Raw genomic sequence first — 24,850 nt, forward strand, 5'->3', positions numbered from 1 at the left:
AGCGGGGGGTCAGACCTCGATCGCGGTCGGCTCTGATTCGTCGTCATCACCGTCGCGGGCACTTTCAAAAGCATCCAGGGCGCGGGTGGCCAGTTCGCGGCCGATGTTGATCACTTCGACCGCTCGGTGGAATTCCAGGCTGCGGCAAGTGGTGCGGGGCACCTCGATCAGCAGGTCGGGCGGGTAGGCCGCCAGCGTGTGCCGGGCCAGCGCCGATTGGGCGATGTCGATCGTCCGGTTCATGACGTCGAAGCCGCCGAGCTTCGGGAGGTCTGGAACGTCCGGCAGGTCACTGTCGTCGTCCAGATCGATCTCATCCGACTCGTCGTCCGCTGACTCCGAGTCGTCCTCCGGGATGACCACGCCGAATCGACCCAGAACCGCCCGGGCGGTCGGCCGATCGAGCAGGGACTTGGCCGCGCTGGTGTCGAGAATCGCCGTGGTGCTGCGGACCATCCGGTTCAGCCAGTCGATCGTCACAAGCGGCTCCGCGTCGCGGGCGGCGCCGGTGTCGCTGCCGCTGAGGCTCACCGCGATGGTCAGATCGGCATTGACGGCCGAGATCGGCGCCATGGGCAGCGGATCCAGGATGCCGCCGTCGGCCAGCAGTCGCCCGTCGATCTCGTGCGGGGCGATCACGCCGGGAATCGCGATGGACGCGCGGATGGCTTCATCGACCGGTCCGCGCTGAAACCACACCGACTTGCCGGTCAGCAGGTCGGTAGCCACCGCGGTGTAGGGGATGGGCAGTTCTTCTATGTCGACCGGGCCGAGGATGTCGCGGACGGCATCCAGGATCTTCTCCGCACGCAGGACTCCGGCGGCGCTGATCGATGGGTCGAGCAATCGCAGGATGGCGCGCTGGGTGAGGGACTGGGCCCATTCGGCGAGCTCGGTGAGACGGCCGGCCGCCTGGACCCCGCCGACCAATGCACCCATCGATGAGCCGGCGATCCCGACGATCTCGTAGCCACGCTCTTCCAGTATCTGGATGACGCCGATGTGGGCGTATCCGCGGGCGCCGCCACTGCCCAGGGCCAGCGCGACGCGCGTCCCTTGTGGCGCGCGCGGGCGAAGGGGTATCGGTTCAGCCATCCCTTCATTCTGCTGGGCAAGTCACGCGGCGCCGGAACCGGCCACAGTTTCGTGCACCCCTGATCGCAATTCAAAATGGCACCGAAAGGGGCGCCGGCGACGTCAGCCGCACTCGCCCCTGGCGGCAGCTTGTGCCGCGACGATCACCGCCGCCTGACGCGGCGGCGTCAGATCCTGCCACCGGCTGTTCCAACTGCCTGCGACGCCGGACGCGGAAGCCTGAACCATGCTGAGGTACGGCTCAATCGATGTCTCGCCACCGCTTGGCTGTGCGTCCATCCACACCTTTGCAGCGTGACAGGCCTGGAAATACTCCTCCTCGGTCGATTCCGCGGGCACGTCGACGCGGGTTGTCACGCCGCCCGCGGAGATGCCGATGGAACCTGGCGGCACCGGACTGGCAGCTTCCGATGATCGCGCGGACGAGGAGGCGGCCTTGCCGTGTTCATGGCTTTGGGAGCAGCCCGTGACAGCCCATAAACACGCCGCGATGACGGCCGTCCCGCCTAGCACTGCCCGGCGCACCGGGAGATTTCGGTAACCGCGCACAGTCCCAATCTATGCAACACTGTCCGCATGCTGGAGTGGTTCGGATCTTGCGAGTGTTGTCGGCCCTGACGCGCCGCCGCTTGCCCTATCCGATTCACACTCCGGAGTCCTCTGCATGGCCATTTCTCTTGCTGAGCCGTTCGTCAAATCCGGCTCGAGCTTTTCCCCGCCCACTTCTGCGCTGACCGTCCCGTACCCTGGCCCCACTCGGTTGCGGGTCCCCGATCTATTGCATGCCACCGATCAAGCCGCTGACGACGTGCTCAGTGGGCGTTGCGATCATCTGCTCCCTAAGGGTGGCGTGCCGGATGCCGAACGCTGGTTCGCTCGCATCCATGGCGACGACGAGCTCGACATCTGGCTGATCAGCTGGGTACCGGGACACGCCACCGAATTGCATGACCACGGCGGATCGCTCGGCGCGCTGACGGTGTTGTCTGGGGCGCTGAACGAATTCCGTTGGGACGGAAGAAAATTGCGTCGTCGTCGACTTGACGCGGGTGACCAGGCAGGGTTTCCGTTAGGTTGGGTGCATGACGTGGTCTGGGCGCCACGCCCGGCGCCGGCTGCGGTGGGGGCAGTCGCGGCGCCGGTGGAGCCGACCTTGAGCGTGCACGCCTATTCCCCGCCACTGACCGCCATGTCGTACTACGAAGTGACCGCGCGCAATACCTTGCGTCGGCAGCGCACTGAGCTCACCGACCAACCCGAAGGCCCCTGATGACTCGGATCGACGTGCAGAGCCGAATCGACCGGTTGCTGGACGCAGCCCGGAACCGGTATCACCGTCTGCCCGCCGATCAAGTGCCCGACGCGGTGCGGCGTGGTGCGCTGCTCGTCGACATCCGCCCGCAGGCCCAACGCACTCGTGAGGGTGAGGTGCCTGGGGCGTTGGTGATCGAGCGCAACGTGCTGGAGTGGCGCTGCGACCCGACCAGCGAAGCACGGCTGCCGCAGGCGGTCGACGACGACGTCGAATGGGTGATCCTCTGTTCGGAGGGCTACACCTCGAGCCTGGCCGCTGCGGCGTTGCTGGATCTGGGCCTACATAGCGCGACCGACGTGATCGGTGGCTACCACGCGCTGGTTGCCGCAGATGTCCTGGGTGAGCTGAGGCCGTAGCCCCGGACAGGCGCCGTCACGCCGCTACTGCCCGGATTTGCCGTCGCTGCCGAAGATGGTTCCGCCCTGGCCGGCTGCACCGCCTGGCCCCGCCGGCGAGGCGGGGAACGTGCAGCTTTGCCGCCGGCTCCGCCACTACCGCCGTCGCCCTGCAGCCATCCACCCGCGCCGCCGCTTCCGCCGACCCCGCCGTTGCCGCCATTACCGCCATTGCCGATCAGTCCCGCCGCGCCGCCGGCACCGCCTGCGGCCCCCGCGGTGGTCTGTGAGAAACCGTTGCCGCCACTGCCGGAGAGCAGTCCGCCGGCCCCGCCGTTGGGGTTGGCTGCGGTGCCATTGGCGCCGTTGCCTATCAACGGGCGACCCACCAGAGCCAGGGTGGGTGCGTTGATCAAGTCCAGCAGGACCTGCTCGACGTTGTTCGCCTCTGCCGCGAAGTAGCTCGCCCCGCCGGTCTGAATGGTCAGCGCGAACTGGTCATGGAACTGAGTGGCTTGGGCGCTGATTTGTTGGGAGCTGGACCCGTAGGAGGAGAAGGGTGCGGCGATGGCCGCGGATACCTCGTCGCCGGCGGCGGCGGTCAGAGCGGTGGTGGGTGCCATCGCGGCGGCGTTGACTGCCCTGATGGCGGAGTTGATGCCGTCCAGGTTGGCTACGGCGGTGGATAGTTCGGCCGGCGATACAAGCGTGAAAGACATCGGTGCTCCTACGAAGACTCGGTAGTCAGTACTACGGGGAGTGGCTGGGCTGATTGGTTACGCGGCAGACCTGTTATGCGGATTTTCCCGGCGATTTGCAGTGATAAATCGCATTGCATATGGATTGCCGAGTGGATGTCAACTATTTGACATCCACCACCCGGGTTGACGACTCCGGAGCGTCTGTCGCTCGACTGTATAAATCTGAAAAATCCTTATTCACAGCCTGTTTGAGTCAAGCGCTGGTTGGGGTGTAGCTCAGCGATGCGTTCAGTCCACGAGCGGCGCGCGTGGGGGTAGCGGCCAGCAGGCGGTAGTCGAGTTGCGCTTAGAGAGAGCCGCGAAACGAACTGCGTTCACTCGATATCGGCCTGCCCCAAAATGGATATAGCGACGCTGATTTCGTTAGCGTGGTTATATTCCAGATGCGCGAATTGGTCGCCGAGAGCGCGCCGGTTATTGCCCTCCGGAATTGGCACTTCCGTAGATCAAGCCGCCCTTGCCGCCGGGGCCGCTGGGCCCCTTGCTTCCTGGCGTAGTGCCCGCGCCGCCACCGCCGCCGCTGCCGCCGTTGCCGCGGGTCCCGCGCCCCCGTCGCCGAACATTCCGGCGGAGCCGCCGGCACCACCATGGCCACCGCCTAGGCCCGATAGTCCCGTTGCGCCGGTCGCACCGATCCCGCCGGCACCGCCGGTGCCGCCGTTGCCCCAGAGCCAGCCACCCGAGCCGCCCCGGCCGCCGTTGGCGCCGGCTCCACCCAGCCCGCCACTGCCGAGCAATCCGGCCGCGCCGCCTGATCCTCCCGTCAGCCCAGCGGTGGATTGCGAAAATCCGTTACCGCCGTTGCCGTAGATCAACCCACCGTCGCCGCCGTTCGGGCTGCCGGCGGTTCCGCTGGTGCCGTCACCGATGAGCGGGCGTCCCACTAGGGCTTGGGTGGGGGCGTTGATCACGCTCAGCATCGTCTGTTCGGCGTTGGATGCTTCGGCCAACAGGTAGGACCCGGCGCCGCCTTGCATCGCCCGGGTGAGCTGCTGCTGGAACTGCGTGGCCTGGGCGCTGATCTGCTGATAGGCCTGACCATGCGTGGAGAACATCGCCGCGATTTCGGCTGACACCTCGTCGCCCGCCGCCACTGCCAGCTCGGTCGTGTGCACTGTGGCCGCCACGTTCGCGGCAAGGACGGCCTCACCCACTTCCGCGAGGTCCGCGGCCGCGGCCAGCAGCTCCGACAACGAAACCAACACAAACGACACGATGTCTCCCTAGTAGTGGATATTTATTGACTCATCAATCTGTCCGGGAGATGCGGGCGCAGGATATTGATCCGGCAAGATCTTTCGTTATGTGGATTTTTCAGAAAGCGTTCATCGGATCGTTTATTTCTGGATACACGTCCAATAGTGAATGGCGGACTGAGTGCCTCGCACACGAGAGCTGCACGAAAAGTGCTGACTGGCAGCGTAATACAGCGATGTCTAGGATCTATTCGACACGCGCCAAGGCCGACGGGCATCAATGCGCATCCTGCTTCCAGGGCGTTATTATGCGCGTGTACATTTACTCCAAAATAACTGATCAACAGGTAATTTTTTCAGCCCAATAGTCCAGCTACTTTACATTCCCGTCTTCGCTTTATCGCCACCGGGCCAATGTCAAGTAACGAAGCGACGCCATCGATCCGTCGCGACCGGACGGTCGGAATGGGGTACGGCAGGAGTGTTTGCTGAGACTGACGATCACGCAGCCGGATCAGCGGTGCTAGGACCCTGAACTGTCCGTCGCCGAAAAGCTCGGCGTCGAGTCGGCGTGCAGCAGCGGCCGCAGCTTCGCCGTCTTGTCCGACGTCCAGCCCGGAGGTGAGAGCACCGCGGCCCAGCCGTCGGCGACGTTGGCCACGTACCGGTGTCCGTGCCCGTCGGGCACGTCCACGGCGACCGCCATGTCGGCGGAAACCTGAAGGAACGTCACCAGTGGGATCCAGTGTGTGTCGGGCAGTACGTCATAGCCGCGCTTCTCGCGTAGCCAATCCGGTTCGTGGAATAGCAGATCGGGCGTCCACCAGGCGATCGGGTCGGACGCGTGCTGCAAATACACCACCCTCGGATGGCCCCATTCCGCCTTCGGGCGATCCAGGTTGTCCGGGCGGGCCACGAACCGGACGTTGTGGCCGTCGTCGTAGATGGGCAGCCACTCCGGCGAGCCGCGGTCACGGGTCGCGGTCAGTTGAGTCCAGATGGTGTTGTTGAAGGTTGGGCCGCTGAACAGCGCGCCGTCGGTGCGGGCCAAGACGTTGTTGAGGCTCATGAACGGCGCTTCGCCACCGAACGAACCCAGGCTCTCGCCGAATACGACGAGCTTGGGTCGCTTGAACTCCGGCATCTGGCGGATCAGCTTGTCGACGGCCTCGAACAAGGCCTGCCCGGCATGTCGGGCATTCTCCTTGTCGACCAGGAACGACAGCCAGCTCGGTAGGTACGAGTACTGCATGCTCGCGATGGCGGTGTTGCCGTTGTACATATATTCCAGCGCGGAGGCTTCTGCTTCATTGATCCACCCGGTGCCAGTGGTGGTGGCGACCGCGACGACCGCGCGTTGCAGGCCGCCGGTCCGCAGCAACTCGCGTGCGGCCAGTTCCGCGGTCGCATCAATGTCTTTCGCCGAATCCAGCCCGGCGTAAGCACGGATCGGCTCGATGGCGGGACTGCCGTTGAAGGCCGTGAGTTCCTTCACCGACGGCCCGCCGCCGACGAAGATCCGGCCTTGATGGCCCAGCGACTGCCAGGACACCAGCGAATCCACGCCGCCGGAACGCAACTTGGTCTTCGGCGCGCCCGAGTCCGGGTCCATCTCGTTGTTGACCGAGGCAAAGGTGTCATTCATCGATCGCATCGCGAATTTGAGCACGACACCGTTGAGCACGGTGATGGTCAGCACCATCAACCCGATCACCACGATGGCCGCCGAAAGCCGGAAAGGCGCGATCCGGTCGACTTGCGCCACAAGAAGATTGACCAACCAGCGGACGAATTTGCCGATCTCGACGAACGTGAACAGCACGACAAGTGACAGCACGCCGGTCATCGGGTACTCGTACCACTTGAGGTGTTCGACGCCCATCATGTCGCGCACATCGTCTTGCCAGACGTGGAACCGGATCGCCATCACCACGATGCCGATCGCACCAACCACGATCAGCGGTGGCCAAGCCCAAGTGGGTGCCGGCCGCGTGGTGCTCTGCGAGCGCAGCCAGCGGATCAGCCAGACAGCGAACACACCCAGCCCGTAACCGATGGCACCGGAGCACCCACTGACGACGCCCTGGAACAGCGGCCCGCGGGGCAGTAGCGATGGGGTCAGGGACAGCCAAAGGAAAATCAGGCCGACCAAGGTCCCGGTGTAGGTGTAGTTGCGAACCCACCAATCGCCGCCCACCAGAGGCGGCGCCAGATCCTTGCCCAAGCCGTCCTTCGCGGCGGCCTGCTCGACCGGCGCGTGCGGCTCGTCCGGTTCGTCGCCGGCCGATTCGCCCCTGGTGGTGACCGCGGTCCCGCTCATCGGTGTTGGAAGTCAGGCGGACGCTTCTCGATGAAGGCCGCCATCCCTTCGGACTGATCGTCGGTAGCGAATGTGGAGTGGAAGAGCCGGCGTTCGTACAGCAGTCCCTCGACCAGCGTCGATTCGAAGGCCCGGTTGACGGCCTCTTTGGCCATCTGCGCCGAGGGGAGCGACATCTGCGAGATGGTGGTGGCGACGGACTTCGCCTCGGTCAGCAGATCGTCGGCCGGCACGACCCGCGAAACCAGGCCGCTGCGTTCGGCTTCGGCGGCGTCGATGGTGCGGCCGGTCAAGATCAGGTCCATGGCCTTGGCCTTACCGATGGCCCGGGTCAATCGCTGCGAGCCGCCCATGCCTGGGATCACACCGAGTTTGATCTCCGGCTGGCCGAACTTCGCGGTGTCGGCCGCGATCAGCAAGTCACACATCATCGCCAGTTCGCAGCCGCCGCCGAGCGCGTACCCGGCTACAGCGGCGATCGTCGGCGTGCGCACCGCAGCCAATCTGCCCCAGGTGGCAAAGAAGTCAGCTCCGAACGCTTCGGCGAAGGAAAGCCCGGCCATCTCTTTGATGTCGGCTCCCGCGGCGAATGCTTTGGCCGAACCGGTGATGATGATCGCACCGATACCGTCATCGGAGTCGAGTTCGGTTGCCGCGCCGGTGACTTCGTGCATCACCTGGCTATTGAGCGCGTTCAGCGCCTTCGGTCGGTTTAGGGTGATGATGCCGACTCGCTCTTCGCGTTCGACAAGAATGGTTTCGTAAGCCATGCCAATCCTTTCCGGCCCTTTAGAACTCTAAGTCGTCATCCGCCGGCGCAAAATAGGCTGCGACGTCGGCCACTGTGACCTCGTCCAGTTGCGCTGGCGACCACTTCGGATTGCGGTCTTTATCGACGAGTTGCGCGCGAATACCTTCGACAAAATCGTGCGACCGCGCCGACGCCGAAGACACCCGATAGTCCTGCACCAGAACATCTTCCAGTGTTTCCAATTCGCCAGCACGGCGAACCGCCTCGAAAGTCACCGACAGCGCGACGGGGGAGCGGGTGCCGATCAGGTTGGCGGCGTCGTTGGCTTCTTGAGCGTCGTGACCGCGCAACGCGGCGACGATGTCGATCACGTTCTCGCCGGAGTAGCACTCGTCGATCCATTCACGTTGTGCGGCAAGCTCACTCGGTGGGGGTTCGACTGCGTGGTGAGCCAGGGCGCCCTCGACTCCATCGGTGGCGACGGCGGCGACGAACGCGTCTATGTCGCTTTGCGGCACATAGTGATCGGCGAATCCCAATGCAATGGCATCCGGTCCGTTGAAGGGTGCTCCGGTGAGCGCGGCGTGCAGACCGAGCTTGCCCGGCGCCCGGGACAGCAGATAGGTGCCGCCGACGTCGGGAATGAAGCCGATCCCCACTTCGGGCATCGCGATCTTCGACTTGTCGGTGACCACCCGGGTGTTCGCATGGGCACTGACGCCAACGCCGCCGCCCATCACGATGCCGTCCATCACGGCGACGTAGGGCTTGGCAAACCGGCCGATCAAAGCGTTCATCAGGTACTCGTCGCGCCAGAACCGCCGCGCGTCGACGCCGTCCTTGCGGGCGCTGTGATAGAGCGCCACCACGTCGCCGCCGGCGCAAAGCCCCCGTTCGCCCGCCCCGGAGATGACTACCGCGCGTATCGCGTCATCACGTTCCCACCGGATCAGCACAGCGCTGAGCAGGTCGACCATCGTCTGGTTCAGCGAATTGATCGCCTTGGGTCGATTGAGGGTGATGAAGCCGATGTTGTTGTCGACTCGGGTCAGGACCTCGTCGGATTCGCCAGTAACGGCCCCAGTCACACCTATCGTCTCCCCTCGTCGGGCTCCCGGGCAGAACCTACCCACTCAAAAGCTGCCCATGAGTTTGACGAGCAATCTAATTCGTGACTCGCTCGACGATGCCCGCGGGGCTAAGGTTTAGGGTGATCTGGATCTTCTGCTCGACTCGGTACAGAAGTCCAGGAGAAACTACAGATAGCAGCTCCGCTGGGAACTCAGGCGGACCACCAAATCGTTGAGCAGTTGTTCACGCAGCTCGAAGCTATAGCAATAGAGAGGATCCGACGGTGCGGGAGACAAGCAATCCTGTATTTCGTTCCCTGCCGAAGCAGCAGGGCGGATACGCGCAATTCGGCACTGGCCCGGCCCCGGGATACCCGGGTGACCCCTACGCCCCCTACCAGCAGGGCACTGCGGCTTCGCGTCCGCTGACCATCGACGACGTTGTCACCAAGACCGGTTTCACGCTGGCCACGCTGTCGCTGACGGCCGTTGTCTCCTACTTCCTGGTCGCATCGAACCTCGCACTCGCGCTGCCGCTGACCATGGTCGGTGCGCTGGGCGGGCTGGTGCTGGTGTTGATCGCCACCTTCGGTCGTAAGCAGGACAACCCGGCGATCGTCCTGAGCTACGCCGCGCTCGAAGGGTTGTTCCTCGGCGCCCTATCGTTCGTCTTGGCCAACTTCTCGGTGGGCTCCGCCAACGCGGGCATGCTGATCGGGGAAGCGGTACTCGGGACGCTGGGCGTCTTCTTCGGAATGTTGATCGTCTACAAGACCGGCGCCATCCGCGTCACACCGAAATTCACCCGGATGCTGTTCGCCGCGATGATCGGCGTGATGGTCCTGATGCTCGGCAACTTCGTGCTGGCGATGTTCAACGTCGGTGGCGGCGAGGGCCTGGGTCTGCGCAGTGCCGGTCCGATCGGCATCATCTTCTCGCTGGTGTGCATCGGCATCGCGGCCTTCAGCTTCCTGATCGACTTCGATGCGGCCGACCAGATGATCCGCGCTGGGGCGCCGGAGAAGGCCGCTTGGGGTGTCGCGCTCGGGTTGACCGTGACCCTGGTGTGGCTCTACATCGAGATCCTGCGTCTGCTGAGTTACTTGCAGAACGATTAGTTAACTTCGACGGGGAAAAGCCGGCACGCCAGTTCGGGTGCCGGCTTTTCCGCGTCTGGGTGCCGCGCGGTGGGGCGGCGGGGTGGCCGGGCGGCTCGGGCGGGGTTGATTCTGCGGTGAGGGTGTGGCCTTCTCGTACTTCGTCGCCCTCAGCGCAGAGTCAACTGTCGGTGTCGGTGCGCGCTGCGACCATGCCGGCATGGAGCATGGACAGCAGCCGTTTCTCGGCAGTGAGGCGCTGGCCGCCGGAGACCTCAGCAGGCATGAGCTCCGCAGGTACTACCGCGCGATCATGCCGAATGTCTACCTGGACAAGCGGGTCGAGCCGTCGTTGCGGCAACGCACGCTCGCGGCCTGGCTGTGGTCACACCGCGAGGCGGTCATCGCCGGCTCCGCGGCTTCGGCTATGCACGGCGCCAGATGGGTTGATCAAACGGCGCCCATCGAATTGATCGGGCGCAATGCCCGAACGCCGCGCCGAGTGATCACCCGTAATGACTTGTTGTTGGACGGCGAGTTCCAACGACTCGACGGACTTATAGCGACGACACCGGAGCGGACCGCATTCGACCTGGGCAGGCGCGGAACGCTTGAGCGCTCCGTAGCCAATCTCGATGCGCTGGCCGCAGCCACCGACTTCAAGGTGCCCGATGTCCAAGACTTGGCCGCACGTCACCGGCATACTCGCGGCCTCTGCCAGTTAGATGCCGCGCTAGACCTCGTTGACGGGGGAGCGCAGTCGCCGAAGGAGACCTGGCTACGGTTGCTGATGCTCAGAGCGGGTTTCCCGCGGCCACGTACGCAGATACCGGAATTAGGCGCGGATGGCTTCCCGCGGTACTTCCTCGATATGGGTTGGGAAGACATCATGCTGGCCGTCGAGTATGACGGCGAACAACACTGGACCGACCCAGCACAGTACGTGTGGGACGTCGACCGGCAAGAGTACGTCGACCGGGTCGGCTGGACCGTCGTCAGAGTGGTTGCCGGGCACCAGCCGGGCGACATAATTCGACGAGTTCGGCGTGCTTGGGACGCCCGCAGCCGGCCGCCCAGGACTTTGACTCTGCGCTGAGGGCGTTGGCTACTCGAAGTTCTTCACCACCAGCGCAGAGCCAACGCGTCAGGAAAGCCGCTCGATCACCATCGCCATGCCCTGACCCCCACCGACGCACATGGTCTCCAGGCCGAACGTCTTGTCGTGGGTGGTGAGGTTGTTCAGCAGCGTGGCGGTGATTCGCGCACCGGTCATGCCGAACGGGTGGCCCAGGGCGATCGCCCCGCCCGACACATTCAGCTTGTCCTCGTCGATACCGAGTTCGCGGGCCGAGCCCAACACCTGCACGGCAAAAGCCTCGTTGATCTCGAACAGGTCGATGTCCGACACCGACAGCCCGGCGCGCTGCAGCGCCTGCTTGGAGGCCTCGATCGGGCCCAGGCCCATGATCTCCGGAGACAGTCCGCTGACGCCGGTGGACACGATGCGTGCCAGGGGCGTGAGGCCAAGCTCCTTGGCCTTGGTGTCGCTGGTGATCACCACGGCCGCGGCGCCGTCGTTGAGCGGACACGCGTTGCCGGCGGTCACGGTGCCGTTGGGCCGGAAGACCGGCTTGAGCTGGCTGATCTTCTCGTAGCTGGTGCCCGCCCGAGGGCCATCGTCGGTGCTGACGGTGCTGCCGTCCGGCAGGGTGACCGGGGTGATCTCACGGGCGAAGAACCCGCTGTTGATCGCCTCCTCGGCGCGGTTCTGGCTGCGCACGCCCCAGTGGTCCTGGTCCTCGCGGGAAATGCCGGTCATCAGCGCGACGTTCTCAGCGGTCTGACCCATCGCGATGTAGATGTCGGGCACGTTCCCGTCAGCGCGCGGGTCGTGCCATTCGTCGGCTCCCGCAGACGAGGCTGCCGTGCGCTCCTGGGCGCTGTCGTACTCGGGGTTCTTGGTGTCCGGCCAGCCGTCGGCGTTGCCCTTGCCGAACCGGGAGACCGTCTCCACACCGGCCGAGATGAAGGCGTCGCCCTCGCCAGCTTTGATTGCGTGGAACGCCATCCGGGTGGTCTGCAATGACGACGAGCAGTACCGGTTGACCGTGGTCCCCGGCAGGAAGTCATACCCGAGCGCGACTGCGACGACGCGGGCGATGTTGAAGCCCGACTCGCCACCGGGTTGGCCGCAGCCCAGGATCAGGTCGTCGATCTGGTGCGGGTTCAGCCCGGGCACTTTGTCGAGCGCAGCGCGCACCATCTGGGTGGCCAGATCGTCGGGGCGGATGCTGACCAGAGAACCCTTCATGGCCCGACCGATCGGCGAGCGGGCAGTTGAGACGATTACCGCTTCTGGCATGACGGTTCCCTTCGTTGGGCTGCGACGAAGCCGCGCAATTGGGTGGAAACCCCCGCTCGGCCCGCTAGGACAAGACTCACCAAATCTAGTCTTTAGCCCTCGGTCGGTTCTTCGAAGGGTGTTGCCTGCGCTGACGCCTGACGCCGCCACAACCGCGACAGGATGGAGCGCCGCAGTTCGGTGGTGCCGCCCGCGGCCGGCCCGGTCTGAGTTGCCAACGGCGGCAATGAAATTCCGGTCACGTCGCTCAACACATGGTGCATCGCAAGCAGCAACTTGTCGGCTGCCAGTGCGTACGTGGAGGCCGACGGGTGGTACCGGTCGGCGGAGAACATCAACTCGGGCGGGCCACTGCGGAAATTGGGCGCCAGCAGATGGGCCAGCGGTACCGGCACACCGCCGGCCGCGCGGACAGCTCCGGCCTGGGCGCGAGCGAGTTGAGAACCGCGGGTGTGCGCCAGGTGGCGCAGTGGTTGCGGAATGGCAGTGATGACGCCGAAGTCCGGGCAGGTACCGACCACCACAACGGCGCCCCGGTTACGCAATTTGCGCACACACGACCCCAGTCGCTGCGCCGATTGGCTGATGCCGTTGAGTGCCGTGATGTCGTTGGCGCCCAGCATGATCACCGCCGCGTCCGGTGGGGGCCCGGCAACGAACATCGCATCGACCTGACCCACCAGGCCTTTCGACGTCGCACCGACGATTGCCTTGGTGCTCAGCCGAATACGCATTCCTGTCTGTTCGGCCAGTCTGCGCGCGACCACGACGCCCGGGACTTCTTCGGCGCTGGTGCAGCCGTACCCGGTAGCGGTCGAGTCGCCGAAGATCATCAGATGCAGGTCGAAGGGCGTTCCCCGCTGCCACCGCTGCACGGGCCCACCCTCCGGCGCGTAGACGCCGTCGGCGCGGGGCGGCACATCCCATGCTTTCGGAATCACAGTGCGCGCATGAGTCGCCTGACCGACCAGCAAGTTACGCGCGCCCAGATAGGCCGTACCCGTCGAGGCGAGTGCACCCGCCGCGGCCAAAGCGATCGTCGAACGCCGTGGTGCGCGCATGCTCACAGACAAGAGTTTAGGACGATTGTGCTGATTTTGGGGGTAGCTGAGAAAGAAACGGGTTACGGTGTGGAACACAGTTGATATCGAATAAGAGTCTACGAACGACGAAACGGAAAATGCCTGTCAAGCTAAGTTCGCGGGGTTGGCTGGACGCTTCGGTGACCAGATGAACTGATCTGCTCAGCCACTTCGATACATGCTGTATCGGACTACAACGGCGTAGGAAGTGTTGAGCATGACTGCACCCACGAAGGTATCTGGCGCACCTAGAGTCGCCATTCGCCCGCGAGACGCGCTCAAGGCTCGTAGACTCGTTGCACGCAGATTTGCGATCAGTGATGGCGCTCCCGTCGAGGTGGTCGAGTCAGGCCCGAGCGTTGCCGCGCGGTTAGCTAACCTGGCCTCGCGCGTGACTATCCGGCCCGCTCTGGCGGTTGGCAGCTACGCACCCCATCTGCCCTATCCATGGGCGTTAATCGACCGCGCGGCCCGTGTTCTACTTCCGGCAACGAGTACCGTCCGCGCCGAAGTGGACCTGCCCAACGCGTCTGCGCAGCTGGTCCGCGCGACGGGAGTGCTACCGGCGGACGGGACCAGGCGGGTCGTTCTCTACTTGCACGGTGGTGCCTTCCTGACCTGCGGAGCAAACTCGCATGGCCGCCTGGTCGAGATGCTCTCCAAGTTTGCTGACGCGCCCATTCTTGTCGTCAACTATCGACTGATGCCCAAGCACTCGATAGGCATGGCGCTCGACGACTGCCATGACGGCTATCGCTGGCTGCGCCTGCTGGGCTACGACCCGGATCAGATTGTGCTCGCCGGCGACTCGGCCGGCGGCTATCTCGCGCTCGCTCTCGCGCAACGGTTGCAACGCGAAGGAGAGGAGCCCGCGGCGCTGGTCGCGATCTCTCCTCTGCTGCAGCTAGCAAAGGAAGAGAAGCAGGCGCATCCGAACATCAAGACCGACGCAATGTTCTCGGCGAGGGCCTTCGACGCGCTCGGTGAATTGGTAGCTAGCTCAGCGGCCAGGAACAAGGTAGGCGGCAAGCCGGAGGAGATTTACGAGCCCCTCGAACACATCGAACCGGGTTTGCCGCGGACCATGATTCACGTGTCCGGATCCGAGGTGCTGCTGCACGATGCGCGGTTGGCGGCCAGCAAGTTGGCGGCGGCCGGCGTGCCTGCCGAGGTACGGGTCTGGCCGGGCCAGGTGCACGACTTCCAGGTCGCCGGGCCGATGTTGCCGGAGGCGGTCCGCTCGTTGCGTCAGATCGGGGAGTACATCCGCGAAGCGACCGGCTAGCGGTCGGGGCCGGAAGCGCACCAGCGGTCGGCCACGCGCGCGCGCTCCGAAATCGCCTGAGACCATAGGCGCATGCGAATTGCGCAGCACCTCAGTGACCTGATCGGCGGCACCCCGCTCGTTCGCCTGAACTCCGTCGTCCCCGAAGGATCCGGCATCGTGGCGGCGAAGGTCGAATACCTCAACCCGGGTGGCAGCTCGAAGGACCGGATTGCCGAAAGAATGATCGACGCCGCCGAGGCCAGCGGAGAGCTGAAGCCGGGTGGCACCATCGTCGAACCCACGTCCGGCAACACCGGTGTGGGACTCGCTCTCGTCGCGCAGCGCCGTGGCTACAAGTGCGTGTTCGTCTGCCCCGATAAAGTCGGTGAGGACAAGCGAAATGTGTTGCGCGCGTACGGTGCCGAGGTGGTCGTGTGCCCGACGGCAGTGCTGCCCGAGGACCCGGACAGCTACTACAGCGTCTCCGACCGCCTGGTCAGAGAGATCGACGGCGCCTGGAAGCCCGACCAGTACTCCAACCCGGAGGGCCCGGCCAGCCACTACGCGACCACCGGCCCTGAGATCTGGCAGGACACCGACGGCAAGGTCACTCATTTCGTTGCCGGAATCGGCACCGGCGGCACGATCACCGGTGCGGGCCGCTACCTCAAGGAGGTGTCAGACGGTCGGGTGCGCGTGATCGGCGCGGACCCGGAGGGTTCGGTGTATTCCGGTGGCACCGGTCGGCCGTATCTGGTTGAGGGCGTCGGCGAGGACTTCTGGCCGGCGGCCTACGACCCGACCGTGCCCGACGAGATCATCGCGGTGTCGGACTCCGACTCCTTCGATATGACCAGGCGGTTGGCCCGTGAGGAAGCCATGCTCGTCGGCGGGTCATGCGGGATGGCGGTCGTCGCCGCGCTGAAGGTAGCCGAGAAAGCCGGCCCGGATGCAGTGATCGTCGTGTTGCTGCCGGACGGCGGTCGCGGCTACATGGCGAAGATCTTCAACGATGGGTGGATGTCGTCGTACGGGTTCCTGCGCAGCCGCCTCGACGGCTCGGCCCAGGAGTCGACGGTCGGCGACGTACTGCGTCGCAAGTCCGGCGCGCTGCCCGACCTCGTACACACGCATCCATCGGAGACCGTGCGCGACGCCATCGGGATTCTGCGCGAGTACGGGGTGTCCCAAATGCCGGTCGTGGGCGCTGAGCCGCCGGTGATGGCCGGCGAAGTCGCCGGCAGTGTTTCCGAACGCGAGTTGCTGTCGGCGGTCTTCGAAGGGCGCGCCAAACTGGCCGATGCCGTCAAACAGCACATGAGCCCGGCTTTGCCACTCATTGGGGCAGGCGAGCTGGTCAGTGTGGCGGGCAAGGCGCTGCGCGACAAGGACGCATTGATGGTCGTGGAAGAAGGCAAACCGGTCGGTGTGATCACTCGCTACGACTTGTTGGGCTTCCTTTCCGAGGGCACCCGACGGCGTTGACGGCACGCCTTCTGCGACTCCCGGAAGCTCGGGTACTGTCGCGGCTTAGTTCAGCTAGCTCGTACCGGAAGGTTGCCGCATGACCGATCAGCCGCCTGGCGGTTCCTACCCGCCTCCGCCTCCGCCGCCTGGCTCATCCGGTGGCTTCCAGCAGCCCGGTGGTGCGTCGAGCCCGCCGCCTCCACCGCCCCCGCTTGCAGGTGGCTATCCGCCGCCGCCGCCCTCCGCCGGGGGCTTCGCGCCGCCGCCGCCCGGGCCGGCGATCCGTGAGCAGGCCACGGATTCCTACACCCCGTGGCTCACTCGCGTGCTGGCATTTCTCATCGACTACGCACCGGTGATCGTCGTGTACGGCATCGCCTGGGTGATCGGATTGATCACGCAGGAAGAGTCGTGCGTGACCAGCGTCAACCAATACGACGTTGCGCAGTACTGCTACACCGAAGACTCGATCATCGGCCTGCTTGCCCAAGGGTTGGCGTCGCTGGCCATCCTGGCTTATGTGGTCTGGAACTACGGCTACAAGCAGGGCACCACCGGATCGAGCATCGGAAAATCGATCCTGAAGTTCAAGGTGGTCAGCGAGGCCACGGGGCAGCCGTTGGGCTTTGGTATGTCGTTGGTACGCCAGGTCGCGCACTTCGTCGACGCGATCATTTGCTACGTCGGGTTCTTGTTCCCGCTGTGGGACAAGAAGCGCCAGACCTTGGCCGACAAGATCATGACGACGGTCTGCTTGCCGGTCTGATCCGAGCCTGCCTTCGCTTTCTAGCCGGTTAGGCTAGCTGGCGATGAGCAATCACCCTGAGTACTCCGGCCTGGCTACCAAAGCGATCCATGCCGGCTACCGCCCAGACCCGGCGACCGGTGCCGTCAATGCCCCGATCTATGCCAGCAGCACGTTCGCTCAAGACGGCGTTGGTGGCCTGCGCGGCGGCTTCGAATACGCCCGCACCGGCAACCCGACGCGTGCCGCGCTGGAAGCATCGCTGGCGGCAGTTGAAGAGGGTGCGTTCGGACGGGCGTTCAGTTCCGGGATGGCCGCCACCGACTGCGCACTGCGGGCCATCTTGCGTCCCGGTGACCACCTCGTCATTCCCGACGACGCCTACGGCGGCACCTTCCGCCTGATCGACAAGGTCTTCACTCAGTGGGGACTCGAGTACACGCCGGTGGCGCTGTCGGATCTGGATGCGGTCCGCGCGGCGATCACGCCCCGCACGCGCTTGATCTGGGTGGAGACACCGACGAACCCGCTGCTGTCGATTGCCGACATCGCCGGAATCGCCCAACTGGGCGCTGACAATTCGGCAAAAGTATTGGTGGACAACACCTTTGCCTCACCTGCGCTACAGCAGCCGTTGACGCTGGGTGCCGACGTAGTGCTGCACTCCACCACCAAATACATCGGTGGGCATTCCGATGTGGTGGGCGGAGCGTTGGTCACCGACGACGGAGAGCTGGACAATGCATTCGCGTTCCTGCAGAACGGTGCGGGCGCGGTGCCAGGTCCGTTCGATGCCTACCTGACCATGCGCGGGCTGAAGACTTTGGTGCTGCGGATGCAGCGGCACAGCGAGAATGCCGCCGCGGTAGCGGAGTTCCTGGCCGAACATCCGGCAGTGAGCAGGGTGCTTTATCCGGGTTTGTCCAGCCACCCAGGTCACGAGGTCGCCGTGCGCCAGATGCACGGCTTCGGCGGCATGGTCTCGGTACGTATGCGTGGCGGGCGCGCGGCCGCTGAGAAGCTGTGCGCCAAGACGAACGTGTTCATCCTGGCCGAGTCGCTCGGCGGCGTTGAGTCGCTGATCGAGCATCCCAGCGCCATGACGCACGCCTCGACGGCAGGCTCGCAGTTGGAGGTGCCGGATGACCTGGTGCGGCTGTCGGTCGGCATCGAAGATGTCACCGACCTACTGGCCGACTTAGAGCAGGCGCTCGCCTGACGCGGCGAGCGCCGGCGTCAGGAGTGGTACGGCTCCGCGCTGACCAGGGTGACCTTGACGGTGTTGCCGTTGGGCACCTTGTAGCTGCGGGTTTCGCCCTCTTTGGCGTCGATCAGCGCGCCACCCAGCGGCGATAGCGGCGAGTAAACCTCGAGCTTGCCGTTCTGCACTGCCTGCTCGCGGGTTCCGATCAGGAACGTCTCGTGGTCCGACTCGTCGCCGTTGTAGTAGACCTTCACGACCGAACCGGGCAGCGCGACACCGGACTGCTTGGGTGCTTCGCCGACCTTCGCGCTATTGAGCAGGTCCTGCAGTTGGCGAATGCGGGCCTCCTGCTGGCCCTGCTCGTCGCGGGCAGCGTGGTAGCCGCCGTTCTCGCGCAGATCGCCCTCCTCGCGGCGGTCGTTGATTTCTGCGGCGATGATCGGACGATTCGCGATCAGTTGGTCGAGCTCGGCCTTGAGTCGGTCATGTGACTCCTGGGTCAACCAGGTCACCTGAGTGTCCGTCATCTCGTGGCGCTCCTTGTGTTTGTCGTTCCGCGCAACCGCGCAAGTTCGTGATCCCTTGTGCAGGGACTGGCCGGGTGCTCGGTTTCTGCGCCCCGGGTACTGCTGCCACTCCGTTCTGGTTGCGGCCTTTAATGCAGCAATACACGGTCCCCAGCAGGACCGTGCATTCACCTATGTTACCACCGCGCAAACAATCGATGACTGACATATCCGCAGTTCGGCGTTCGTTGCGCGCTAGGAAGAGCGCAGATAGGCGGGCACGTCTGTGCCGCAGCCGTATACGTCCGCCACCACGGGTGGCTTACTGGATTTCAGTGTTGTCGTCACCTGCACGGTGTCCTGATCGCCAGGGGGGACCAGCACTTCGCGCCGGCCGGTCTCGCTGCCGTCCTTGGATCGCACCCGCACGATGCAGTCCACCGGTCGCGACGGGTCGGAGCGGTGCACGCTGATGGTCACCGAAGCCGTCTCGTCGTCAATCAGCTGGTATCCGGCGAGGGTGCCTTTGACAGGGCTGGTGCCGATCCTCTGATAGCCGACGAAGGCGATGCCGACGCCGGCCGCGAGAGCCAGCACGGTTAAGCCGATGACGACACCGCGACGCGATTTTCGGGATAGCCGGGTGCTGCCGTAACGCGCCTCGGGGCGCGAGAAAGAATCTTCTGTCACGGGGTCAGTCATGCCCTGGGGAGTTGTGGGGTACAGGAGAACTGGAATTATAGGGGGCACTATCGGGGTCGGTGGGCGGCCTACGGACGGACAAGGGAGCACGTGAGCAAACTGCGGTTGATGGCGGTGCATGCCCACCCCGACGACGAATCCAGTAAGGGTGCCGCCACCCTTGCCCGATACGCCGACGAAGGCCACCGCGTGCTGGTGGTGACACTGACCGGGGGCGAACGCGGCGACATCCTCAATCCGGCGATGGACCTGCCTGACGTGCACGGACACATTCACGAGATCCGCCGCGACGAGATGGCGAAGGCCGCCGAGATCTTGGGTGTGGAGCACAAGTGGCTGGGCTTCGTGGACTCGGGATTGCCGCAGGGCGATCCGCTGCCACCACTGCCGGAGGGATGCTTCGCGCTGGTGCCGCTCGAGCAATCAACCGAGGCGCTGGTGCGCGTGGTTCGCGAATTCCAGCCGCACGTGATGATCACTTACGACGAGAACGGCGGCTACCCACACCCCGACCACATCAAGTGCCACGAGGTGTCGGTCGGTGCCTACGAGGCCGCCGGTGACTACCGCCGATTCCCGGACGCCGGCGTGCCTTGGTCGGTGTCCAAGCTGTACTACGTCCACGGGTTCTTGCGGGCCCGGATGCAACTGCTGCAGGACGAATTCGAAAAGCACGGGCAGAAAGGCCCGTTCGACAAGTGGCTCAAGCACTGGCTCCCCGAGCAGGATCATTTCGAGAAACGGGTGACCACCCGCGTGGAGTGCTCGGCCTATTTCGGTCAGCGTGATGACGCGCTGCTCGCGCACGCCACCCAGATCGATCCGAACGCCGAGTTCTTCGCCGCTCCGATCTCCTGGCAGGAGCGGCTGTGGCCCACCGAAGAGTATGAGTTGGCCCGCTCACGCGTCCCCGCCGCGCTGCCCGAGACGGATTTGTTCGAGGGGATCTCCGAGGGGACTGACGAGCAGTGAATCACTTTCTAATCAGCGTGATTGCTGACGGCGGAACCAAGAACAACGGCCCAGATTTCGGCAAGGCGAGCCCGGTGGGGTTGGTGGTCGTCCTGTTGCTGGTCGTCGCGACGGTTTTCCTGGTCCGCTCGATGAACAAGCAACTGAAGAAGGTGCCCGAATCGTTCGATCGGCAGAACCCCGAGCCCGATCAGGCCGCGGACGACGGGACGGACACGGTGAGTAGTGTCGAGCCGCAGCCACCCGGGCCCGACAGCAACGGAACTGCCCGACCGCCGGGATCCGCTCGTGAGCCCGGCTGATCCCTTCGGGATCAACACCCTCGCGCAGGCCACCAGTCCGTACCTGCGCCAGCACGCGAACAACCCCGTGCACTGGCAGCAGTGGACGCCTCAGGCACTCGAACACGCCGCCACTCGCGACGTGCCGATACTGCTGTCGATCGGCTATGCCGCCTGTCACTGGTGTCACGTCATGGCGCACGAATCGTTCGAGGACGACGACGTGGCGGCCATGATGAACGCCGAATTCGTTTGCATCAAGGTGGACCGGGAGGAACGACCGGACATCGACGCCGTCTACATGAACGCCACTGTCGCGCTCACCGGCCAGGGCGGTTGGCCGATGACGTGCTTCCTCACGCCGGACGGTCGGCCCTTCTTCTGCGGCACCTATTACCCCAAAGAAGGTTTCCTGCAACTACTTTCGGCCATCACGCAGACTTGGCGGGAGCGCCGCGGCGAGGTCGAGGAGACCAGCGACCACATTGCCGGTGAGCTGCGCTCGATGGTGTCCGGCGTGCCCGGTGGCGGGCCGGGGGTGGCGCCCGAACTGTGCGACCACGCCATCGCCGTCGTTCTGGGCGAGCAGGACACAGCGCATGGCGGCTTCGGCGGCTCGCCCAAGTTTCCGCCGTCGGCGCTGCTCGAAGCGCTGCTACGCAACTACGAACGCACCGGTTCGGCGGCCGCACTGGACGCGGTGATGCGCACCGGCAACGCGATGGCTCGCGGCGGCATCTATGACCAGCTGGCCGGCGGGTTCGCCCGCTACAGCGTCGACAACGCCTGGGTGATCCCGCACTTCGAGAAGATGCTGTACGACAACGCCTTATTGCTGCGGATGTACGCGCACTGGGCGCGCCGGACAGGAGATCCGCTGGCCCGCCGGGTCACGGCGCAGACCGCCCGGTTTCTGCTCGACGGTCTCGCTGACGGCGACATGTTCACGTCGTCGCTGGACGCCGACGCAGACGGCATCGAGGGCTCGACCTACGTCTGGACCCCGGCACAACTGACCGAGGTACTCGGAGCCGACGACGGTCGCTGGGCGGCAGCGGTATTCGGAGTCACCGCGTCCGGCACCTTCGAGCACGGCACCTCGGTGCTGCAGTTGCTCAGCGACCCCGACGACCCACAACGACTCGAGAGCATTCGGACTCAATTGCTGGCGGCCCGGCTTACCCGGGTGCAGCCGGGACGCGACGACAAGGTGGTCACGTCGTGGAACGGGCTGGCCATCACCGCACTGGCCGAAGCCGGCGTCGCTCTCGATGACCCGGGCCTGGCACGGGCCGCGCAGCGATGTGCGACGGCGCTGCTGGATCTGCACCTTGTCGACGGGAGACTTCGGCGCGCAAGCCTAGGCGGCGTCGTCGGTGAAAGTGTCGCGATCCTGGAGGACCACGCCATGCTGGCCACCGGACTGTTGGCGCTCTACCAGTTGGACGGCGACGAATCGTGGCTTGCCGCCGCGACCGGCCTGCTGGATACGGCCGTGCAACACTTCGGCGATTCGCACCGTCCCGGCCACTGGTTCGACACCGCCGACGATGCCGAACAGCTGATGATGCGGCCCGCCGACGCGCTGGATGGAGCCACGCCGTCGGGGGCGTCGTCGGTCGCCGAGGCACTGCTGACCGCCGCGCACCTGGTCGACGGCGCCCGAGCTGAAAGCTATTTGCAGCTGGCCGGTTACACGTTGGGTGCGCACTCGGTGCTGCTGGCCCGTGCGCCGCGTTCGGCAGGTCATTGGCTGGCGGTGGCCGAAGCGGCGGTGCGCGGGCCGCTGCAGATCGCGGTCGTCTGCTCGGGCTCATCCTCGCCGCTGCTGGCCGACGCCCGTCGACTCGCACCGGGTGGGGCGATCGTTGTTGGCGGCGAGCTGGATTCGTCGCCGCTGCTGGCCGGGCGGGGCCGGGTGGCGGGGTCCGATGCCGCCTATATATGCCGTGGGCGCACCTGCGACTTGCCGGTGACCAGCACGGGCGGATTGGCGACCGCCCTGGGCGTCGCGGGGGAGTAGCGCGGAGATAATCTGCCACTCATGCCGAATGACGATAGGACCCAAGCGATCACCGAGACGGTCCACCGCTACATTGCGACGGTTGTCGACGGCAGCGCCGACGACCTGGCCGCCTTCTACGCCGACGACGCCACGCTCGAGGATCCGGTCGGCGGTGAGGTGCACATCGGCACCCGCGCCATCGCCGGCTTCTACTCCGCGGTCGTCGGACTCGAGCGCCAATGCGAGTTGGTCACGCTACGGGTCTCCGGGCATGAGGCTGCTTTCCACTTCCGGCTGACCATCACCGCCGGCGACAGCAAGATGCAGATCGAGCCCATCGAGACGATGGTCTTCAACGGTGACGGAAAAGTCACCGCGATGAAGGCTTACTGGTCGGCCGCCGACGTCACCCAGTCGTAAAGGCGAGGCGTCAGAACACCACGAACCACATGGCGATGTAGTGGCAGATCGCCGCTACCGCCGTGCAGGCGTGGAAGAACTCGTGATAGCCGAACGTCGAGGGCCACGGGTCGGGCCACCTCAGCGCGTAGAGGATGCCGCCGATGCTGTAGAGGGCGCCTCCGACCAGGAGCAGCACCAGCGCGGCCACGCCTGCGTTGTGCAGAATCGTGCCGATGTACCAGACCGCCACCCAGCCGAGCAGGATGTAGAGCGGCACGCCGACCCAGCGCGGAGCTGAAGGCCACAGCATCTTGAGCAGGATTCCGGCCGCCGCGCCACCCCAGACGATCGACAGCATCAGTTTCGCCGCGTCGGGCGGCAGGGCGAGTAGGGCGAACGGTGTATAGCTGCCGGCGATGAACACAAAGATCATCGAGTGGTCCGCGCGCTTCATCCATATCCGGGCCTTGTCGGACTTCCAATTGACCCGGTGATAGGTGGCGCTGACGGTGAACATGATGATGGTCGCGAAGGTGTAGAGCATCGTCGCGAGCCCGGCCTTCGTGGAATCCAATGCCCACGACACCGCGACAAGTGAGGCGCCGGCGGCAACCGCAGCGCCGGCTGAGTAGACGTGGATCCAGCCCCGGAAACGGGGCTTGGTCAGGACCTTGGTGACGCCGTCGACGATCTGTTGGGCGGCATTCGGCGCAGTGTCCGACGTCGCCGAGTCGTCTGAGTTCGACTCTTTGCTGGTGAGCGTGCTGGTCTCGCTGCCCATCTTCGCTGGTCCCTCGTCTTGTGATTGCGGATCGGATGTATCCCAGATGAGGGTACCGGGAATCGCTGATAGAGAGCTGAGCGACGTGGAGTGAGATTGCCGGGAATCGCACCCGGAATTTGGCCTCGGTCACAGTAGTGTGGATTTTCGTGGAGATCATCCCGCCGAGGTTCAAAGAGCCGCTTTACCGGCTTTACGAGCTGCGGCTGCGGCAGGGGCTGGCGGCCACAAGATCTGAGCTGCCACGCCACATCGCGGTGTTGTGCGATGGAAACCGGCGGTGGGCCCGCAGCCTGGGGTACGAGGACGTCAGCGTCGGGTATCGAATGGGTGCCGTCAAGATCGCTGAGATGCTGTGCTGGTGCCACGAAGCCGGCATCGAGATGGCCACCATCTACTTGCTCTCCACTGAAAATCTTCAGCGCGACGTCGACGAGTTGGGCGCGTTGATCGAGATCATCACCGAAGTGGTCGAGGAGATCTGCGCACCGGCCAACCGCTGGAGTGTGCGAACTGTCGGCGATTTGGAGTTACTGGGCGCCGAGCCGGCCCGCCGGTTGCGCGACGCGGTGGAGTCCACACCGCAGAATGCGTCCTTTCACGTCAACGTCGCGGTGGGCTACGGCGGCCGTCGTGAGATCGTCGACGCGGTCCGGGGGCTGTTGGGTAAGCACCTTGCTGACGGGGCAACCGCCGAGGAACTCGTCGAAGCGGTGACCGTCGAGGGGATTTCGGAGAACCTCTACACCTCTGGGCAGCCCGACCCCGACTTGGTGATTCGCACCTCCGGAGAGCAGCGGCTGTCCGGCTTTCTGTTGTGGCAGAGCGCTTATTCGGAGATGTGGTTCACCGAGGCGCACTGGCCGGCGTTCCGCCGCGTCGACTTTCTTCGCGCCCTGCGCGACTACAGCATGCGCAATCGCCGCTACGGCAAATAGCCGCCGCGTCGATCGCAAGCGCGGCGGAGCCGGGTGCGGCGAGTCGGCGCCATGTTGTCGCGTCGATCGCAAGCGCGGCGGAGCCCGGGTGCGGCGGGTCGGCGCCATGTTGTCGCGTCGATCGCAAGCGCGGCGGAGCCCGGGTGCGGCGGGTCGGCGCCATGTTGTCGCGTCGATCGCAAGCGCGGCGGAGCCA

Annotated in this window: 23 protein-coding genes and 2 pseudogenes; 13 read left to right on the forward strand and 12 right to left on the reverse strand. The window is 65.1% G+C overall.

All coding sequences use genetic code 11. The features are described from left to right. Positions 1-9: 9 nt before the first annotated feature. Together ACZY1I_RS09535 and ACZY1I_RS09540 are read right to left on the reverse strand one after the other, a co-directional pair. Complete coding sequence (locus ACZY1I_RS09535) at positions 10-1,095, reverse strand: patatin-like phospholipase family protein (RefSeq protein ID WP_463754102.1); 1,086 nt, start codon at positions 1,093-1,095, stop codon at positions 10-12. Between the two features lie 102 nt (positions 1,096-1,197). Next, positions 1,198-1,620: a lipoprotein LpqV gene (locus tag ACZY1I_RS09540; protein ID WP_463754360.1), complete on the reverse strand. Its 423-nt coding sequence runs from the start codon at positions 1,618-1,620 to the stop codon at positions 1,198-1,200. A 139-nt stretch (positions 1,621-1,759) separates the two neighbouring features. Here ACZY1I_RS09540 and ACZY1I_RS09545 point away from each other — a divergent pair, with 139 nt between their 5' ends. Continuing rightward, positions 1,760-2,365: a cysteine dioxygenase gene (locus tag ACZY1I_RS09545; RefSeq protein ID WP_463754103.1), complete on the forward strand. Its 606-nt coding sequence runs from the start codon at positions 1,760-1,762 to the stop codon at positions 2,363-2,365. Next, entirely contained in the window at positions 2,365-2,766 is a 402-nt protein-coding gene (locus ACZY1I_RS09550) for a rhodanese-like domain-containing protein (protein ID WP_463754104.1), read from the forward strand. Before ACZY1I_RS09545 ends, ACZY1I_RS09550 begins: the two co-directional genes overlap by 1 nt. Positions 2,767-2,796: 30 nt before the next feature. Here the strand turns inward: ACZY1I_RS09550 and ACZY1I_RS09555 are convergent. From ACZY1I_RS09555 to ACZY1I_RS09575, 5 genes and pseudogenes are all read right to left on the reverse strand, one after another. Further along, a pseudogene (locus ACZY1I_RS09555) lies at positions 2,797-3,464 on the reverse strand (PE family protein); the annotation flags it as partial. 462 nt (positions 3,465-3,926) lie between these two features. Beyond that, positions 3,927-4,720 (reverse strand): annotated as a pseudogene (locus tag ACZY1I_RS09560) (PE family protein); the annotation flags it as partial. 505 nt (positions 4,721-5,225) lie between these two features. Further along, the gene (locus ACZY1I_RS09565; RefSeq protein ID WP_463754105.1) at positions 5,226-7,022 is read right to left on the reverse strand and encodes an alpha/beta hydrolase; all 1,797 of its coding nucleotides are present in this window, start codon (positions 7,020-7,022) and stop codon (positions 5,226-5,228) included. Continuing rightward, on the reverse strand, positions 7,019-7,792 hold the full coding sequence (locus ACZY1I_RS09570; protein WP_463754106.1) for an enoyl-CoA hydratase: 774 nt from the start codon (positions 7,790-7,792) through the stop codon (positions 7,019-7,021). Before ACZY1I_RS09570 ends, ACZY1I_RS09565 begins: the two co-directional genes overlap by 4 nt. A gap of 19 nt (positions 7,793-7,811) precedes the next feature. Beyond that, positions 7,812-8,861, reverse strand: a complete 1,050-nt coding sequence (locus tag ACZY1I_RS09575) for an enoyl-CoA hydratase/isomerase family protein (protein ID WP_463754107.1) — start codon at positions 8,859-8,861, stop codon at positions 7,812-7,814. A gap of 266 nt (positions 8,862-9,127) precedes the next feature. On the opposite strand from ACZY1I_RS09575, the gene ACZY1I_RS09580 reads away from it, so the two are divergent. After that, the gene (locus tag ACZY1I_RS09580; RefSeq protein WP_463754108.1) at positions 9,128-9,961 is read left to right on the forward strand and encodes a Bax inhibitor-1/YccA family protein; all 834 of its coding nucleotides are present in this window, start codon (positions 9,128-9,130) and stop codon (positions 9,959-9,961) included. 199 nt (positions 9,962-10,160) lie between these two features. Further along, complete coding sequence (locus ACZY1I_RS09585) at positions 10,161-11,036, forward strand: DUF559 domain-containing protein (protein WP_463754361.1); 876 nt, start codon at positions 10,161-10,163, stop codon at positions 11,034-11,036. Between the two features lie 48 nt (positions 11,037-11,084). On the opposite strand, the gene ACZY1I_RS09590 is transcribed toward ACZY1I_RS09585, so the two are convergent. Further along, on the reverse strand, positions 11,085-12,302 hold the full coding sequence (locus ACZY1I_RS09590; protein ID WP_463754109.1) for an acetyl-CoA C-acetyltransferase: 1,218 nt from the start codon (positions 12,300-12,302) through the stop codon (positions 11,085-11,087). Positions 12,303-12,394: 92 nt separating this feature from the next. Next, entirely contained in the window at positions 12,395-13,363 is a 969-nt protein-coding gene (locus tag ACZY1I_RS09595) for an SGNH/GDSL hydrolase family protein (RefSeq protein WP_463754362.1), read from the reverse strand. A 238-nt stretch (positions 13,364-13,601) separates the two neighbouring features. Between ACZY1I_RS09595 and ACZY1I_RS09600 the strand changes: the two genes are divergently transcribed. The 4 genes from ACZY1I_RS09600 to ACZY1I_RS09615 all read left to right on the forward strand — a co-directional run bounded on the left by ACZY1I_RS09600 (position 13,602) and on the right by ACZY1I_RS09615 (position 18,082). Continuing rightward, positions 13,602-14,669 (forward strand): alpha/beta hydrolase, encoded by a 1,068-nt coding sequence (locus tag ACZY1I_RS09600; protein WP_463754110.1) that lies wholly within the window; start codon positions 13,602-13,604, stop codon positions 14,667-14,669. A gap of 72 nt (positions 14,670-14,741) precedes the next feature. Then, positions 14,742-16,136, forward strand: a complete 1,395-nt coding sequence (locus tag ACZY1I_RS09605; RefSeq protein ID WP_463754111.1) for a cystathionine beta-synthase — start codon at positions 14,742-14,744, stop codon at positions 16,134-16,136. Positions 16,137-16,215: 79 nt separating this feature from the next. Then, the gene (locus ACZY1I_RS09610) at positions 16,216-16,884 is read left to right on the forward strand and encodes an RDD family protein (protein ID WP_463754112.1); all 669 of its coding nucleotides are present in this window, start codon (positions 16,216-16,218) and stop codon (positions 16,882-16,884) included. 43 nt (positions 16,885-16,927) lie between these two features. Beyond that, complete coding sequence (locus ACZY1I_RS09615) at positions 16,928-18,082, forward strand: cystathionine gamma-synthase (RefSeq protein WP_463754113.1); 1,155 nt, start codon at positions 16,928-16,930, stop codon at positions 18,080-18,082. A 17-nt stretch (positions 18,083-18,099) separates the two neighbouring features. Here ACZY1I_RS09615 and greA read toward each other — a convergent pair whose 3' ends face one another. Together greA and ACZY1I_RS09625 are read right to left on the reverse strand one after the other, a co-directional pair. Then, positions 18,100-18,594, reverse strand: coding sequence for a transcription elongation factor GreA (greA, locus tag ACZY1I_RS09620; RefSeq protein WP_463754114.1), 495 nt, complete (start codon positions 18,592-18,594; stop codon positions 18,100-18,102). A gap of 234 nt (positions 18,595-18,828) precedes the next feature. Beyond that, a complete protein-coding gene (locus ACZY1I_RS09625; RefSeq protein WP_463754115.1) occupies positions 18,829-19,275 on the reverse strand; it encodes a DUF4307 domain-containing protein in 447 nt (148 codons plus the stop codon). A 90-nt stretch (positions 19,276-19,365) separates the two neighbouring features. Here ACZY1I_RS09625 and mca point away from each other — a divergent pair, with 90 nt between their 5' ends. From mca to ACZY1I_RS09645, 4 genes are read left to right on the forward strand one after another with little or no spacing between them, the layout of a single operon-like run. Continuing rightward, positions 19,366-20,247: a mycothiol conjugate amidase Mca gene (gene mca, locus ACZY1I_RS09630; RefSeq protein WP_463754116.1), complete on the forward strand. Its 882-nt coding sequence runs from the start codon at positions 19,366-19,368 to the stop codon at positions 20,245-20,247. Continuing rightward, entirely contained in the window at positions 20,244-20,549 is a 306-nt protein-coding gene (locus ACZY1I_RS09635; protein WP_463754117.1) for a hypothetical protein, read from the forward strand. The genes mca and ACZY1I_RS09635 overlap by 4 nt, the downstream gene beginning before the upstream one ends. Next, positions 20,536-22,551, forward strand: a complete 2,016-nt coding sequence (locus tag ACZY1I_RS09640) for a thioredoxin domain-containing protein (protein ID WP_463754118.1) — start codon at positions 20,536-20,538, stop codon at positions 22,549-22,551. Before ACZY1I_RS09635 ends, ACZY1I_RS09640 begins: the two co-directional genes overlap by 14 nt. Before the next feature lie 21 nt (positions 22,552-22,572). Next, on the forward strand, positions 22,573-22,953 hold the full coding sequence (locus ACZY1I_RS09645) for a nuclear transport factor 2 family protein (RefSeq protein ID WP_463754119.1): 381 nt from the start codon (positions 22,573-22,575) through the stop codon (positions 22,951-22,953). Between the two features lie 10 nt (positions 22,954-22,963). On the opposite strand, the gene trhA is transcribed toward ACZY1I_RS09645, so the two are convergent. Continuing rightward, complete coding sequence (gene trhA, locus ACZY1I_RS09650; protein WP_463754120.1) at positions 22,964-23,716, reverse strand: PAQR family membrane homeostasis protein TrhA; 753 nt, start codon at positions 23,714-23,716, stop codon at positions 22,964-22,966. A 149-nt stretch (positions 23,717-23,865) separates the two neighbouring features. Here trhA and ACZY1I_RS09655 point away from each other — a divergent pair, with 149 nt between their 5' ends. After that, positions 23,866-24,654: a (2Z,6E)-farnesyl diphosphate synthase gene (locus ACZY1I_RS09655; protein ID WP_463754121.1), complete on the forward strand. Its 789-nt coding sequence runs from the start codon at positions 23,866-23,868 to the stop codon at positions 24,652-24,654. The last annotated feature ends 196 nt before the right edge of the window (positions 24,655-24,850 follow it).

Source organism: Mycobacterium sp. IDUB_37, from assembly GCF_055419245.1.

Coding starts and splice junctions, on each gene's coding strand:
- ACZY1I_RS09535 (WP_463754102.1), bottom strand. CDS start 1,095: ATGGCTGAACCGATACCCCTTCGCCCGCGCGCGCCACAAGGGACGCGC.
- ACZY1I_RS09545 (WP_463754103.1), top strand. CDS start 1,760: ATGGCCATTTCTCTTGCTGAGCCGTTCGTCAAATCCGGCTCGAGCTTT.
- ACZY1I_RS09550 (WP_463754104.1), top strand. CDS start 2,365: ATGACTCGGATCGACGTGCAGAGCCGAATCGACCGGTTGCTGGACGCA.
- ACZY1I_RS09565 (WP_463754105.1), bottom strand. CDS start 7,022: ATGAGCGGGACCGCGGTCACCACCAGGGGCGAATCGGCCGGCGACGAA.
- ACZY1I_RS09570 (WP_463754106.1), bottom strand. CDS start 7,792: ATGGCTTACGAAACCATTCTTGTCGAACGCGAAGAGCGAGTCGGCATC.
- ACZY1I_RS09585 (WP_463754361.1), top strand. CDS start 10,161: ATGGAGCATGGACAGCAGCCGTTTCTCGGCAGTGAGGCGCTGGCCGCC.
- ACZY1I_RS09590 (WP_463754109.1), bottom strand. CDS start 12,302: ATGCCAGAAGCGGTAATCGTCTCAACTGCCCGCTCGCCGATCGGTCGG.
- ACZY1I_RS09595 (WP_463754362.1), bottom strand. CDS start 13,363: ATGCGCGCACCACGGCGTTCGACGATCGCTTTGGCCGCGGCGGGTGCA.
- ACZY1I_RS09600 (WP_463754110.1), top strand. CDS start 13,602: ATGACTGCACCCACGAAGGTATCTGGCGCACCTAGAGTCGCCATTCGC.
- ACZY1I_RS09605 (WP_463754111.1), top strand. CDS start 14,742: ATGCGAATTGCGCAGCACCTCAGTGACCTGATCGGCGGCACCCCGCTC.
- ACZY1I_RS09610 (WP_463754112.1), top strand. CDS start 16,216: ATGACCGATCAGCCGCCTGGCGGTTCCTACCCGCCTCCGCCTCCGCCG.
- ACZY1I_RS09615 (WP_463754113.1), top strand. CDS start 16,928: ATGAGCAATCACCCTGAGTACTCCGGCCTGGCTACCAAAGCGATCCAT.
- greA (WP_463754114.1), bottom strand. CDS start 18,594: ATGACGGACACTCAGGTGACCTGGTTGACCCAGGAGTCACATGACCGA.
- ACZY1I_RS09625 (WP_463754115.1), bottom strand. CDS start 19,275: ATGACTGACCCCGTGACAGAAGATTCTTTCTCGCGCCCCGAGGCGCGT.
- ACZY1I_RS09645 (WP_463754119.1), top strand. CDS start 22,573: ATGCCGAATGACGATAGGACCCAAGCGATCACCGAGACGGTCCACCGC.
- trhA (WP_463754120.1), bottom strand. CDS start 23,716: ATGGGCAGCGAGACCAGCACGCTCACCAGCAAAGAGTCGAACTCAGAC.